At 72.9% G+C, this 12,340-nt stretch carries 15 protein-coding genes and 1 pseudogene; 5 read left to right on the forward strand and 11 right to left on the reverse strand.

The features are described 5' to 3' along the window. Nucleotides 1-19 precede the first annotated feature (19 nt). On the forward strand, nucleotides 20-466 hold the full coding sequence (locus H8838_RS00750; protein ID WP_185995464.1) for a VOC family protein: 447 nt from the start codon (nucleotides 20-22) through the stop codon (nucleotides 464-466). Between the two features lie 58 nt (nucleotides 467-524). On the opposite strand, the gene H8838_RS00755 is transcribed toward H8838_RS00750, so the two are convergent. From H8838_RS00755 to H8838_RS00775, 5 genes are all read right to left on the reverse strand, one after another. Continuing rightward, nucleotides 525-2,267 (reverse strand): M28 family metallopeptidase, encoded by a 1,743-nt coding sequence (locus H8838_RS00755; RefSeq protein WP_185995463.1) that lies wholly within the window; start codon nucleotides 2,265-2,267, stop codon nucleotides 525-527. 130 nt (nucleotides 2,268-2,397) lie between these two features. Further along, entirely contained in the window at nucleotides 2,398-2,709 is a 312-nt protein-coding gene (locus tag H8838_RS00760) for a hypothetical protein (protein WP_185995462.1), read from the reverse strand. A 96-nt stretch (nucleotides 2,710-2,805) separates the two neighbouring features. Then, nucleotides 2,806-4,140, reverse strand: coding sequence for an alpha/beta fold hydrolase (locus H8838_RS00765; RefSeq protein WP_185995461.1), 1,335 nt, complete (start codon nucleotides 4,138-4,140; stop codon nucleotides 2,806-2,808). 119 nt (nucleotides 4,141-4,259) lie between these two features. Next, entirely contained in the window at nucleotides 4,260-5,072 is an 813-nt protein-coding gene (locus H8838_RS00770) for an SRPBCC family protein (RefSeq protein ID WP_185995460.1), read from the reverse strand. Further along, entirely contained in the window at nucleotides 5,069-5,689 is a 621-nt protein-coding gene (locus H8838_RS00775) for an ArsR/SmtB family transcription factor (RefSeq protein WP_185995459.1), read from the reverse strand. The genes H8838_RS00770 and H8838_RS00775 overlap by 4 nt, the downstream gene beginning before the upstream one ends. A gap of 85 nt (nucleotides 5,690-5,774) precedes the next feature. Here H8838_RS00775 and H8838_RS00780 point away from each other — a divergent pair, with 85 nt between their 5' ends. Continuing rightward, nucleotides 5,775-6,284 (forward strand): DinB family protein, encoded by a 510-nt coding sequence (locus H8838_RS00780; RefSeq protein ID WP_185995458.1) that lies wholly within the window; start codon nucleotides 5,775-5,777, stop codon nucleotides 6,282-6,284. Here the strand turns inward: H8838_RS00780 and H8838_RS00785 are convergent. Genes H8838_RS00785 through H8838_RS00805 form a run of 5 tightly spaced genes read right to left on the reverse strand, consistent with a single transcriptional unit; the run spans nucleotide 6,262 to nucleotide 9,967 of the window. Next, nucleotides 6,262-7,467, reverse strand: coding sequence for a cysteine desulfurase family protein (locus tag H8838_RS00785; protein ID WP_181309978.1), 1,206 nt, complete (start codon nucleotides 7,465-7,467; stop codon nucleotides 6,262-6,264). The genes H8838_RS00780 and H8838_RS00785 overlap by 23 nt on opposite strands. Nucleotides 7,468-7,470: 3 nt before the next feature. Continuing rightward, entirely contained in the window at nucleotides 7,471-8,064 is a 594-nt protein-coding gene (locus H8838_RS00790) for an MOSC domain-containing protein (protein WP_181309977.1), read from the reverse strand. Nucleotides 8,065-8,096: 32 nt separating this feature from the next. Continuing rightward, on the reverse strand, nucleotides 8,097-9,101 hold the full coding sequence (locus tag H8838_RS00795) for a hypothetical protein (RefSeq protein ID WP_185995457.1): 1,005 nt from the start codon (nucleotides 9,099-9,101) through the stop codon (nucleotides 8,097-8,099). Then, nucleotides 9,098-9,457 carry a PadR family transcriptional regulator gene (locus tag H8838_RS00800; protein WP_185995456.1) on the reverse strand — a complete coding sequence of 120 codons (360 nt, stop codon included), beginning with the start codon at nucleotides 9,455-9,457 and terminating at the stop codon, nucleotides 9,098-9,100. Before H8838_RS00800 ends, H8838_RS00795 begins: the two co-directional genes overlap by 4 nt. Nucleotides 9,458-9,490: 33 nt before the next feature. Beyond that, nucleotides 9,491-9,967, reverse strand: coding sequence for a carboxypeptidase-like regulatory domain-containing protein (locus H8838_RS00805; protein WP_185995455.1), 477 nt, complete (start codon nucleotides 9,965-9,967; stop codon nucleotides 9,491-9,493). A 123-nt stretch (nucleotides 9,968-10,090) separates the two neighbouring features. On the opposite strand from H8838_RS00805, the gene H8838_RS00810 reads away from it, so the two are divergent. The 3 genes and pseudogenes from H8838_RS00810 (at nucleotide 10,091) to H8838_RS20370 (ending at nucleotide 11,593) form a co-directional block, all read left to right on the forward strand. Then, nucleotides 10,091-10,606, forward strand: a complete 516-nt coding sequence (locus tag H8838_RS00810; RefSeq protein ID WP_185995454.1) for a hypothetical protein — start codon at nucleotides 10,091-10,093, stop codon at nucleotides 10,604-10,606. Between the two features lie 78 nt (nucleotides 10,607-10,684). After that, a pseudogene (locus H8838_RS20255) lies at nucleotides 10,685-11,413 on the forward strand (HNH endonuclease family protein); the annotation flags it as partial. 27 nt (nucleotides 11,414-11,440) lie between these two features. Beyond that, nucleotides 11,441-11,593, forward strand: a complete 153-nt coding sequence (locus H8838_RS20370) for an excalibur calcium-binding domain-containing protein (protein ID WP_224766550.1) — start codon at nucleotides 11,441-11,443, stop codon at nucleotides 11,591-11,593. Nucleotides 11,594-11,603: 10 nt separating this feature from the next. Here the strand turns inward: H8838_RS20370 and H8838_RS00820 are convergent, their stop codons facing one another. After that, nucleotides 11,604-12,260 carry a dihydrofolate reductase family protein gene (locus H8838_RS00820; RefSeq protein ID WP_181309971.1) on the reverse strand — a complete coding sequence of 219 codons (657 nt, stop codon included), beginning with the start codon at nucleotides 12,258-12,260 and terminating at the stop codon, nucleotides 11,604-11,606. Nucleotides 12,261-12,340 lie beyond the last annotated feature (80 nt).

A 12,340-nucleotide genomic window follows, 5' to 3' on the forward strand; every position in this document is an offset into this window, starting at 1 on the left:
CCGGACCACAGGAGCACCCATGAGCATCGCCACCGTCACCCACGTCAACCTCCGCGGCACCGCCCGCGAGGCCTTGGAGCACTACCGCGCAGTCTTCGGCGGCGACCTCACGGCCGTCACCTACCGCGACGCGGGTGCCGTCACCGACCCGGCCGAGGCCGACCAGGTGATGTGGGGGCAGGTCGCCTCCGCCTCCGGCTTCCAGGTGATGGCCTACGACGTCCCCGGGGGCCGGCCGCTCGAGCCCGGCGTCGCGCCGTACTTCGTCTCCGTGCGGGGCGACGACGCCGAGGAGATCGCGGGCTACTGGGATGGGCTGACCGCGCCCGACGCGGGCGCGACCGTGGTCGTGCCGCTCGCGCCGGCCGGCTGGGCTCCGCTCTACGGCATGGTCACCGACCGGTTCGGGGTGACCTGGGTGCTCGACGTGACCGCGCCGGGCACGTGGTCGCAGCAGACCCCCTGACAGAGGACGCCCCTGCACCCGGTTGCCCGTCGGGTGCAGGGGCCGTCTGGATCCCCGTTCAGCGACGCATGCGCTGGTGTCCCCGCCAGGGGTAGCTGTCCCCGGCCCGGGCCTTGCTCTTCGACTTGCCGGCGTGGTGACCACCGCGGGTACCGAACGGGTTCTTCGAGGCGCCGAAGTAGTACACGGCATAGCTCGCCGCGTCCGACATCTCGTCCAGGCCCTGCAACGCCCCACCGGCCAGCTGCCGCTGGGCGGCCCGCTTCGCGGCGTCGTCACCCTCGGGCGCCAGACCCTCGGCGTCCAGCGGCGGCACCCCGGTGAACAACGTGTTCAGGTTGTCGCAGAGCTGGTGGTAGCAGGGGTCGTACCAGGAGCCGGCCGCGCCGCCGTACTCCCGGGCCTGCTCGGGCGTCTTGATGCCCTCGGCCCCGGCGAAGACGCCGCCCGCGGGGATCCCGCGCAGCGTGAAGCCGACGTAGTCCGAGCGGCCGTCGAACGGCACGCGGTCGCTGGTCAGCCCCTGGGAGCGGAACCAGTCGTCGTGCACCTGCTCGACCTTGCCCGAGCCCTCCGGTCCGGCCGGGTTGTCCGGCGCGTCGTCGCCGTCACCGTCGTAGATGAACCGGACGTAGTTCGACGAGGCGAGCATGTCGTAGTCGAGCATCACGTCGATCTTGTCGACCTCGCGCTGGCTCAGCTCGAGTGCGTAGTAGATCGACCCGACCAGGCCGTTCTCCTCCGCCCCCCAGAACGCGAACCGGATCTTGTTGCGCAGCTTGTGCCGGCCCTCGCCGATCTCCTCGGCCTGGGCGAGCAGCGTCGCCACCCCCGAGCCGTCGTCGTTGATCCCCGGCCCCGCAGGCACGGAGTCGAGGTGCGCGCCGACCACGACGACGTGGTCCGGGTCGCCGCCGCGGGTCTCGGCGATCACCTGCGGCAGGAAGCGGTCGGTGAACTGGCCGTAGACCTTGAGGTCGACCGTCGGGTTCTGGCCCGCCTTGTACGCCTGGAGCAGCTGGTTGCCCACCCGGTAGCTGGAGATCACCGCGGCGATCGTGGCCTCCGGTTCGGGCTGGTTGTCGACGAAGATCGGGTTCTGCCGCTCGGGGGTGTTGCCCTCGTTGTAGATGATCACGCCGGTGGCGCCGGCCGCCTGGGCCAGCTGCCACTTGTCGACGAAGGCGCACGTCCCGCGCTGCACCAGGGCGACCTTGCCCTCGACGCCGGCGTAGTCGGCGGCCGCACAGCCGCTGGTCGAGCCACCCGTGGGCGGGTCGACGATGCCGCCGACCGGGAAGACGGGCGCGTCGGTCAGCTCCACGGTGGGGGAGTTCGCCATCGTGATGAAGTCCACCGACGGCTGGTTGTCGTCCTCGGCGTCGCCGGGGGTGTACGTCGTCGGGGTCGGGGAGACCTGGTTGAGCACCGGCGGCTGTGTCTCCTCCCAGATCGGGTAGTTGAACTGGTCGATGCGCACCCGCAGGCCGGCGTCACGCAGCGTGTCCACGACGTAGTCGACCGACTCCCGGTAGCCGGGGGAGAACACCTCGCGGGTGTCGTCGTTGAGGGTCGCGATCCGCTGGAGCGCAACCTGGTGCTCGGTGATCTCGTCGAGGGAGACCCCGCGCACGAACTTCTTCGCCAACGGGTCGCGGGGGGTGACGCCGTGCTTCGACGCCTTGGAGGCACTGACCTGGGACCGGTCGGGACCTGCGGTGGCAGTTCCGGACGACACGGCCACCCCGGCGAGCAGGACGCTGGTCGCGCCTGCCGCCACCAGCTTGGACGCTGTGTTCATGGGCTTCTCCTGGGAGCAGCCGACGAGCGGGTTCGGCGCCGTGCCGAGCGGTCGGCCGCCTTCCGACTGTACGAGCGCGAGGGCTGCTCAGGGTGTCCCTCAAATTGATGATCTTGACCAGCGGTCAACGCTAGGGATGTACGTCGCACAGATCCTCGTAGCCCCCGGGGTCCTGTCCTGGCCGGCAGTACGTCCGGTCGGACAGCCACTCCGTGCCCGCGAACATGAGGACCGAGACCAGGGGCACCAACAGTGCCAGCAGCACGAGGGTGCGCCGAGGCAGCCGTCGTACGACCGCCGACAGCCACAGCCCGACGGCGAGCACGAAGAGGGCCCCCTGCACCGCCCAGGCTCCGATCAGGACGGCGTTCGTGGCTACACAGGGCTCACAGGTGCCGGTGGAACAGCTGTACCGGTTGGTGCAGTCGGTCATGACAGCCATGGCCAAGCCCCAGGACCCGATCGTGGCGAAGAAGCCGGCGACGAGTGGTCCCGGGACCCTGGCGAGAGCGAGGAGGAGAGACGTCATCTGTCCCGGTCAGCGAAGACGCGGCACGAAGTCGTCGAACTGCACGCTGATGCGGTGCTCGCTCGACGGGAGCGCCGGGACGTTGATCACCTGGGGGCGGCGCTCCCCGCGGGCCTTCGCCACCAGCCGCACGGTCCCGCGCTCGGACGCCGGGAGGTAGACGTCCGTGCCCGTGATGAACGGGAGCGAGGCGAAGGCGGGCAGCACCGCGTTGGTGGCGCTCACCTTGTCGGTGCCGGCGTCGAAGGCGAACATCCCGATGATCCGGCGCTTCCGGGGCGCGACCGCGGGGGTCAGCACGTTCTGCCCGCTGATGGTCAGGGTGTCACCTGCCTCACCCTGGTCGCCCCACCACTCCTTGTTGCGGTTCACGGTGAGGTTCACGTGGGCGTCGCTCTTCTCGGTGGCGGCGTCCAGTCCGGTGCCGGGGGTGCTGGCGAGCAGCCGGACGAGCGAGTCGGAGCGCCGGAACGGCTGGCGGTAGAAGTGGTGGGTCGGCCCGCCCGGCCAGATCAGCGCGAACTCGTAGGACGCCGTCGGGGAGGCCTTGAACGGACCGAACGACCCGTCGCCGGAGAGCTGGTAGGTGGCGACCGGGCGGCGACCGATCCGTCGGCCGCTGTGCGTGCTGACCCGGTGCACCTCGAGGGTCGCGCCGTCGACGCCGACGTTGCTGGGAAACAGCACGGCGCGGCCGGAGACGTCGATGCGCCCGGAGGCCCGGACCACCTCGGTCGTCCTCGGTGCCTTGTCGGTGAAGAACGTGTACGCCTCGGTGAACGACTCGGGCGAGGTGACCGTCTCGGTGTGGCCCTGGTCGTCGAGGTGCACGTTGCGGGCGCCGGTGATCTCCGCCGCGGCGTTGTTCTCCCCCCAGACGGCGAGGGTCTCGACGCCGCCGGGAGGCTCGGTCGCCGGGGCGCCGTCGAGGTTCACGTAGTGCGCGACCTCGGCCGCCCGCTCGGGCGAGCTGGTCAGGTACCGCTGAAGCACGTAGGTGCCCAACGAGTGGGCCAGGACGTCGACCTGCTCGGCGCCGGTGCGCTCGCGCAGGGCGTCGATCCGGGCGTCGAGTGCGGCGTGGACGTCGGCCAGCGAGTTGGTCGCGAACGTCGAGTCGTACTCGTGCGCCTCGATCCACGACACCGGGTAGCCGTTCGACGCGTACCGCTGGGCCTGGCTCTCGAACTGCGACCCGGAGCCCGACGACCCGTGCACGAACACGATGGGTCGGCGCTCCTCCTGGGGGGACGGGCGGGGGTGGGAGGCGGCCGAGGTGGGTGCCGTCAGGCCGGTGAGCATCAGGGCGGCGGTGGCAAGGGCGGTGGCGAGCGGTCGCAGCATGGGGGCTCCCTGGTCCTGGCGTGGGGTGCCGGACGCTATCCGTGGGCGCGAAGCGGGGTCAACGGACGTCTCGGGCGTCGGATCGAAGGGTGCTGGGCGCCCTGCTGGGGATGTGCGGACTACACAGTCGCCAGCCCCGCCAGCCCCGCCAGCCCCTCCAGCCACGCCTTCCAGGCCGGCTCTTCGCGCTTCACGAAGTTGGCCGCCTCCTCGGAGAACAGGTAGGCGCGCACGCCGGCGGTCGCGGAGGCGGCGGCCTCGGCGTAGTCGTGGACGTAGACGCTGAGCAGCCCCGGCACCGGACCGGTAAGCCGAACCAGGGCCATCCGCACCCCGAGCCGTTCGACGACGCCGGGGGTGCCGCGTACGTCGACGACCGCGCCCACCTCGCCCAGCCCCAGCTCGTCGTGCAGCCGGGTCCAGAGGGCGTCGGCGTCGCCGGGCAGCTCGACGCTGACCTCCAGCTGTGTCGCCTCCTGGCCGGGGAAGTGGGTCAGGTAGAGCCGCAGGTTGTCGAAGTAGGGCTTCCAGTTGAGCCCCATGTCGTCCCAGAACTCCGACTCCCAGTCGGCGCCGGTGCCGAACCCGCTGGTGGTCACCCGGACCACGCAGGTGCCGCCGGAGCGCGCCTCGACCAGGAACTCCGAGGTCATCGGGCTGAGCTCGTCGGGCTCCTTGCCCATCAGCGCCGCCCAGTCCTCCTCGTAGGCCAACCGGTGCGGCGGCTCCCAGGCGGTGACGTGCCCGTCGGAGCCCATCTCGGGGCCCATGGCGAAGTGCACGGCGCCGCCCTCGCGCTCCTCCAGCTCGGTCGGCAGGAACCAGGCGCTCATGCCGCGGGCGGTGGCGACGGCCTGCCAGACCTGCTCGGCGGTGCCGGGCACCTCGACGCTGAACTCGAGGCGGTAGGGGACGTGCGGGGTGGCGGTCATGGCTGCTCCTCGGTGCTGGTCTCGGTGCTGGTCTGGCTCTCGGGCGTGCTCTCGGGCAGGGGGTGGGCGGCGACCACGAGCCGGTGCGGGCGCCCGTCGTCGTGGTGGTAGCGGGCGGCCAGGTCGAGCACCGCCGCGGTCAGGTCGTCGGCGAAGGCGGCCCGGTCCTCCGCGGACCGGAAGCCGATCCGGGTGTCGATGGTGAGCGTCGGCAGCCGCTTGCCGGAGGCGCCGGCACGGCGGGCCAGGGCGCCGACCTCGCGCACCAGACGACCCGCGAGGGCGACCAGGTAGCCGGCCGAGAGGTGGTCGGCGTTGGCGTCGGGGTCGGCGGCCGACGCGCTGACCGCGGCGGGCGAGACGACGTACGACGCCGCGGAGGCCCGCAGCACCCGCTCGGTGATCCCGCCGTGCCGCCGCTCCTCGGCCAGCTCGACCAGCCCGTGGGCCTCCAGCGCCTTGAGGTGGTAGTTGACCTTCTGCCGCCCGATGCCGACCCGGGCGGCCAGTCCGGCGGCCGACGCCGGGACGGTCAGCTCGGCGAGCAGCCGGGCGCGGACCGGGTCGAGGGCGACCGCGGCCGCCTCGGGGAGCTCGATGACTTCGACGTCCTGCATCCGTCCACCGTGGCTCTGACAAGAATTCTTGTCAAGAGGTCTCGGGCCATTGACGCGTGGCGAGCCCCTCCGGTTGATTGCTCACATGGGATCGACCTCGGAGCAGCGGACCAGGGCCGAGCTGCTGCTCTGGCTCGACTACAAGCGGGCGCACGTCGCGGAGCAGGTGCGCGCCATGACGGTCGAGGCGCGTCGCAGCACCCAGGTCCCCTCCGGCTGGACGCCGCGAGGTCTCGTCCGGCACCTGACCCTGGACGTCGAGCGGCTCTGGTTCCGCGCGGTGATGGCGGGCGAGGAGGTGCAGCTCGCCGAGGGGTACGACGGGTGGCGGGCGCCGGAGGAGCTCAGCGACGAGGAGCTGCTCGAGCAGTATGCGCAGGAGTGCCGCCTCGCCACGGAGGCCGTGGCCGACCTGGACCTGGACGCGAAGCCGCTCTGGTGGTTCGAGGGGGCTGGCGATGCGCCGTACTCCTCGTTGCGGGAGGTCCTGGTGCACGTCCTCGTCGAGACCGCGACCCATGCCGGGCACCTCGACCTGGCCCGCGAGCTGGCCGACGGCGGCCAGCGCCTGATCATGGACGAGCCGGAGTCCTGACGGAGGCCGCGCGCACCAGCCCCGCCGCGGCGAGGTCGACGTCCTCGGCCGTGGTCCAGCGCCCCAGCGAGAGCCGGAGGGCGCCCAGGGCGCGGTCGCGGTCGGCTCCCATCGCGGTCAGCACCGGCGACGGCGTGTGCTCGCCGCTGTGGCACGCCGACCCGGTCGAGGCCGCCACCGTCGGCACCGAGTCGAGCAGCTCGTGTCCCAGAACGCCGTCCACGCTGACGTTGAGCGTGTTGGGAAGCCGCTCGCGCACGGGTCCGTTGAGCCGGACCCGGCCGGGCAGCCCGCTGTCGAGCGCGTGGTGCAGCCGGTCGCGCAACCCCGAGACCCGCTGTTCCGCACCGGCGGCCAGGTCCTCGGCGGCGAGGCGGGCCGCCGTCCCCAGGGCGACGACGAGCGCCACGTTCTCGGTCCCCGCGCGGAGACCGGCCTCCTGCCCGCCGCCGTAGACCACCGGCTCGAGGTCGACCCCGGCGCGCACGTAGAGGGCCGCGATCCCCTTCGGGGCATACATCTTGTGCCCGACCACGGTGAGCAGGTCGACGCCCAGCGACTCCACGTCGAGCGGGATCTTCCCTGCCGCCTGAGCCGCGTCGCAGTGCAGGAGCGCGCCGTGCTGGTGCGCGACGGCGGCCAGCTCCCGGACCGGCTGCAGCGCGCCGGTCTCGTTGTTGGCGGCCATCACCGAGACGACCGTCCGTTCGCCTGCGGTCGCCCCGGAGGAGGGCTGCTGCAGCAGCCGGGCCAGCAGGTCCGGGTCCACCACGCCGTCGTCGGAGACCGGCAGCACCGAGACGCGGGTGCCGTGGTGCCGCGCGAGCGCCTCACAGGTGCCGAGGACCGACGGGTGCTCGGTGGCCTGGGTGATGACGTGCGACCTGGGCGAGGTCGCGGAGAGCACGCTGCCGCGGATGGCCAGCAGGTTCGCCTCGGAGCCGGACCCGGTGAACACCACCTGTCCTCTCTGCTCCTGGGCGCCGAGGAACGCGGCCACCTCCGAGCGGGCCCGCGCCACGGCCCGGTGCGGCTCGGCCCCGAAGGCGTGCGAGCTCGAGGGGTTGCCGAAGTGCTCCCGCAGGTAGGGCAGCGCGGCCTCGGTCACCGCCGGGTCGACCGGCGTCGTGGCGTTGTGGTCCAGGTAGACCGGGCGACGAGGCGTTCCGTCGTGCTCGGACATGACCTAGACCGGAGCCAGTGGCGTGCGGGGCCCGTCGGGCAGCGTCACCGTGATCGGTCGGCCCGGGGCCACGTCACCGCCGCGCTCCACCACGGCCATCACGCCGGCCTTGCGGACCACCGAGGCTCTCCCCGCCTCGGGCGAGCCGGTCGGGGGTGCGGGCACCTCGGCCGGCGTACCGTCCGCGCTGGCGAGCACCACCTTGAGCAGCCCCGGCTGGAACTTGTTGATCTGCACGCACGGGTTGCGCAGCCCCGTCAGTCGTACGACGGGCCCGCCGAGGTCGAGCAGCGTCCCGGTCGGGAGGGCGAGCAGGTCGAGGTCCGCGGTGAGCACGTTCTCGCCGAGGTCGCCCGGACCCAGCTCGTAGCCCAGCGCGCGGGCGTCGTCGAACAGCTCGGCGTGGATCAGGTGGACCTGTCGCAGGTTGGGCTGGTTGGGGTCGCGACGCACCCTCGAGCGGTGCTGGACCAGGGTGCCGGCGTGGGCGTCGCCGAGCACGCCGAGCCCGGCCACCAGGGTGATCGACTCCGTCGGCACCTTGCTGAACCGGTGGGTCTCGTCGCGACTGACGGCGACGACGCGGGGCGTGGGCATGCCGTCCATCCTGGCATCGCCGGCCCTCAGGCTCACCCCTCCGCGGACGGCGCCGAGGAGCGCCGCACCTGACGCCACTCCCAGGCGGCCAGGGCGGCCCACCCGAGGGCGAGGAGCGCGGCCGACCAGCTGCCGTCGGGGGGCAGGGCCGTGAACGCCGCGATCGCGGCCAGTGCCGAGAAGAACCAGACCTTGCGCCGGGTGCGGTTCTTCGCGTCCCTCGGGAACTGTGCCGCGTAGTCCTCGGGGCGCCCGAACTCCTCCTGCAGGGTGGAGCCCGCCTCGAGGGCGTGGGCACGCGCCTCGGCCACGATGGTGCTCACTCGCGGCTCGGGCATGTCGGCGCGCAGGCGCAGCACGCCGGCCAGCACCCCGAGCCACTCGTCGTCGTCCCGCGGCGCGCGCCAGGGGACGGGCTTCTCGGCCGGGAGCAGCCGGTCGAGGACCTGGCCCGCCACGGTGCACGCCAGGACCATCAGCACGAGCTGCCACGCGCCGCCCTCGGCGACGGGGTGCTCCCGGATCCATCCGATCAGCAGGGCCAGGAGCAGGCTCCCGCCCACCATCACCGTCCCGCCCGCCGCGACAGCGACGCCGAGAGGGCGGTGGGAGAGCGTCTTCTCCCACACCGTGAGAGCGGTCGTCATCAGCAGTCCGCCGACGACCGGGAAGACGAGGATCCCCAGGTCGTAGTCGAGGTCCCAGCCCTCCTCGACCAGAGCGACGAGGAGGAAGACCGCGGCGAGGGCGGCGGCGAGATACATCCCCATGACGGGTACGTCGCGCCAGCTCGCGCTCGGTTCGGGCGCCACCGAGGGCTGCCCCTGGCTCCGGCGCTCGGCGAGCTGCTCCTCCACCCACGCGCGGGGCGGACCGAAGAGCTCCGCCGGGGTCTCCCCGGTCTGGGCGACCAGGTCGCGGGCCTGCTCGAGGATCTCGTCGCGCACCGGGGTCGCCACGTGCGCCAGCACGAGGCCGACGCGGGCCTCGTCGAGCCAGCGCTTCACGTCCGCGGATCGCTCGTCGGTCTCGCTCATCGGGTTCCTCCCGTGCTGGGGTCGTCGGTCCGCGCCATCTCGCTCAACGTGTCCGCGAGCTCGCGCCACTGCGTCAGCTCCGCCTGCAACCGCGTACGACCCGCGGCCGTTAGGTGGTACTCCCGCTTTCCGGGGCCGCCCGTGCCCTCGACCCAGGCGGCCTCCACGCTGCCGGCTTCCTCGAGCCGGTTCAGGACCGGGTAGAGCGACCCGCCCTTGAGCAGGCCGAAGCCGTGGGCGGCCAGCTCCTGGGCGATGGCGTACCCGTGCCGCGGCCCTCGGGTGAGGCTGCCCAGGACGGCCAGGTCGAGGCCCGCCCGGATCCAGGGCGCAGGCCAGTGCGGAGCGTCGGTCATGTATCTAAGTATGCACAGTATCTAGATAGCGGTCTAGGGCGACGGGCGACCAACGACCAGGTCGGCGGCCTCCACCGTCGAGCCGCCCACCACCTTGGTCGCCCGCTCGGCGGTGTCGCTCGGCGCCACCCGTCCGTCGTCGTACACGTCGACCTGGTACCAGCGGACCGGTAGTCGCCGGAACGTGAAGCGGCCGGCGGAGTCGGTCCGGGTGGCCTGCAGCCCCTCCGACGAGGAGACCCCGAACCGGTCGATCCGGACCTCGACGCCCGGGACGCCGGCCCCGTCGGGCGTGCGGACGAGACCGGTGACGGCGCCCAGGGAGGCCTCCCGGTGCAGGTCGGCCAGGCGCCGGCCTTCGGCTCGCTCGGCCGCAGGGTCCGGCGCGGCCGCCGGTGACCACTCCGGCGCGCTCAGCCACGCCTGCGTCACCAGCCACCCGACCAGCAGCAGGACCACGCCTGCGTAACCACGGCGGAGCACCCGACCTGGCGGCGGTGTCGTCTGCATGCCGGGACTGTCGCAGGTGGTGGGCTCCGCTGCCAGGTTCGTCCGGCGTCGTGCACGAAACCTGCACGATCCCTGCACATCAGCGACCACTCCACCCGCGTCGTACCCGACAGGATGACTGCCGTGAGGATTCCCGAGAAGAGCGAGCTCGACGCCCCGCTGCCCCCTGCCGTCCTGCGTGAGGCGTACGTCCGAGGGACGGTCCGGTGGGCCCTGCTCCCGTTGCTCGCCGGCTGGGCGCTGCTGGGCTACGCCCTCTTCGTCGGGCCGGTCGACACGTCGCTCACCGCCGAGATCGAGCCGGGCGGATGGTTCGGCGTCAACGTCTTCGCCTACCTGCCGTTCTGCGTGGGGTCGGCACTCCTGGTGCCGTACGTCGGGCTCGTCGTCACCGGGAACCTCCCCGCGTGGACGACGACCGTCGTCGCTCTCGTCGCGCTGCTCTTCACCCTGAGGGTGGCCGCCGACCCGGTGCTCGACTACCGCCCCCTGCTGGGGCACTTCGCGGGCTACGCGGCCTGGTTGCTCGTGGTCGCGGTCGGGGCGGCCGGCGGGGCCTACCTGGTCCCGGGGCGGGTCATCCAGCCCCTGGCTTCTCGGGACGAGGTCGCGAGCACCTCTCCCGGATCCGTCGACTGACCCCGAGGTCCCCGTCCGGGACCGCGCGTTGCGACGAAGAAGCTCGCCCGGCCCAAGCCCCCGGCTTATCGTCGCCCCATGGAAAGCCGGCTGTCCTCACGTACGCCGAGGGCAGTGGCGGCGTGCCTGGTCGCGCTGGTCGCGCTGGCCGGCTGCACCCTGGTGGAGCCCGGGCCCTCGACCGCCGAGCCGCGCGCGGAGCAGACCACCCCCGCGCCCCCCGCGCCCCCTGCGCCCCCTGCACCGCCGGCCGCCGACTCGGCGGCAGCGCTCCTGGCGACCCTCGAGGTCAAGGGCCGGGCGCCGATGACCGGCTACGACCGGGACCGGTTCGGCCCGGCCTGGTTGGACGCCGACCGCAACGGGTGCGACACCCGCAACGACGTGCTCGCCGCCCACCTGACCGACCTCGTCCTCAAGCCCGGCACCCGCGACTGTGTCGTCACCTCGGGGACGCTCGCGGATCCCTACACCGGTGACGTGATCGAGTTCGTCTACGGCCACGGCGCCCTGGTCGACGTCGACCACGTGGTGGCGCTCGGCAACGCCTGGGCCACCGGCGCCTTCGGCTGGGAGGTCGCCCAGCGGGCGGCGCTGGCCAACGACCCGCTCAACCTGCTGCCCGTCGACGCCGGGGCGAACCGGCAGAAGGGCGACGGTGACGCGGCCACCTGGCTGCCGCCGTACCGGCCCTTCCGGTGCGACTACGTCGCGCGTCAGGTGAGCGTGAAGGCCAAGTACGAGCTGTGGGTCACGCCCGCCGAGCGTGCCGCGATCGAGCGGGTCCTGGCCGACTGCCCGGACCAGCCCGCCACGCCGGACTCCGGGGCGCCGGTGCGGGTCGACCAGGCCGTCACCGACCCGAGCGAGCGGGCGCTGCCGAACTGCGACGCAGCGCGCGCCGCCGGGCTCGCGCCCGTCCGTCGCGGCGACCCCGGCTACGGCCCGCACCTGGACCGCGACGGCGACGGGATCGCCTGCGAGTAGCCGGCGCGGACTAGTCCCTCCTGAAGCTGAGGTGGATCGTGCCGCTCTCGGCGACCTCGGAGGTCACCCGGTGGGTGCGCTCGAGACCGCGCAGCTCGTCCCAGACCCGGACGCCGCGGTCGAGCAGGACAGGGGCGACCATGACGTGCAGGTCGTCGACCAGGCCGGCGCGGAGGAAGTCGCGCGCGGTGCCGATGCCCCCACCGACGCGCACGTCCTGGCCGTCGGCGGCCTCGCTCGCCTCGGCGAGCACGGCGTCGAGGGTGTCGTCGCGGAAGTGGAACGTCGTCCCGCCGGTCATCTCGATCGACGGGCGGGGTGCGGTGTGGGTGAGCACGTAGACGGGGGTGCCGAACGGGGGCTGGTCTCCCCACCAGCCCTTCCAGTCCGGGTCGTCGGGGAAGGTGTGCAGCCCGAACATGGCCGCGCCCATGATCTCGGCGCCGACGCCTTCGACGGCCGCGGCGGCGTACTGGTCGTCAAGGTCGCCCGCGTCCTCGCCGCTGGTGTCGCCGAGGACGCGCTCACGGAACGTGCGGGTCGCGGTGTACGCCGCGGTGACCGCGCCCCAGTCCTCACCCATCGGGTGGTCGCTGGGGTGGTCCGCCGAGGGCGCCGGCGCGTAGCCGTCGAGAGAGGCGAAGAGGTCGAGGCGCACGCGGGTCATGTCAGGTCTCCTTCGCCGTCCGTGCTTCTCCTCTCGATCATGCCCTTCCCGGGCCCTGCTGCACAGCGATTGCCGGGGCA

Source organism: Nocardioides campestrisoli (assembly GCF_013624435.2).
GTDB lineage: Bacteria > Actinomycetota > Actinomycetes > Propionibacteriales > Nocardioidaceae > Nocardioides > Nocardioides campestrisoli.

Coding starts and splice junctions, on each gene's coding strand:
- H8838_RS00765 (WP_185995461.1), bottom strand. CDS start 4,140: ATGCTGCGACCGCTCGCCACCGCCCTTGCCACCGCCGCCCTGATGCTC.
- H8838_RS00750 (WP_185995464.1), top strand. CDS start 20: ATGAGCATCGCCACCGTCACCCACGTCAACCTCCGCGGCACCGCCCGC.
- H8838_RS00770 (WP_185995460.1), bottom strand. CDS start 5,072: ATGACCGCCACCCCGCACGTCCCCTACCGCCTCGAGTTCAGCGTCGAG.
- H8838_RS00800 (WP_185995456.1), bottom strand. CDS start 9,457: ATGACCGACGCTCCGCACTGGCCTGCGCCCTGGATCCGGGCGGGCCTC.
- H8838_RS00820 (WP_181309971.1), bottom strand. CDS start 12,260: ATGACCCGCGTGCGCCTCGACCTCTTCGCCTCTCTCGACGGCTACGCG.
- H8838_RS00775 (WP_185995459.1), bottom strand. CDS start 5,689: ATGCAGGACGTCGAAGTCATCGAGCTCCCCGAGGCGGCCGCGGTCGCC.
- H8838_RS00755 (WP_185995463.1), bottom strand. CDS start 2,267: ATGAACACAGCGTCCAAGCTGGTGGCGGCAGGCGCGACCAGCGTCCTG.
- H8838_RS00805 (WP_185995455.1), bottom strand. CDS start 9,967: ATGCAGACGACACCGCCGCCAGGTCGGGTGCTCCGCCGTGGTTACGCA.
- H8838_RS00790 (WP_181309977.1), bottom strand. CDS start 8,064: ATGCCCACGCCCCGCGTCGTCGCCGTCAGTCGCGACGAGACCCACCGG.
- H8838_RS00795 (WP_185995457.1), bottom strand. CDS start 9,101: ATGAGCGAGACCGACGAGCGATCCGCGGACGTGAAGCGCTGGCTCGAC.
- H8838_RS00760 (WP_185995462.1), bottom strand. CDS start 2,709: ATGGCTGTCATGACCGACTGCACCAACCGGTACAGCTGTTCCACCGGC.
- H8838_RS00785 (WP_181309978.1), bottom strand. CDS start 7,467: ATGTCCGAGCACGACGGAACGCCTCGTCGCCCGGTCTACCTGGACCAC.
- H8838_RS00780 (WP_185995458.1), top strand. CDS start 5,775: ATGGGATCGACCTCGGAGCAGCGGACCAGGGCCGAGCTGCTGCTCTGG.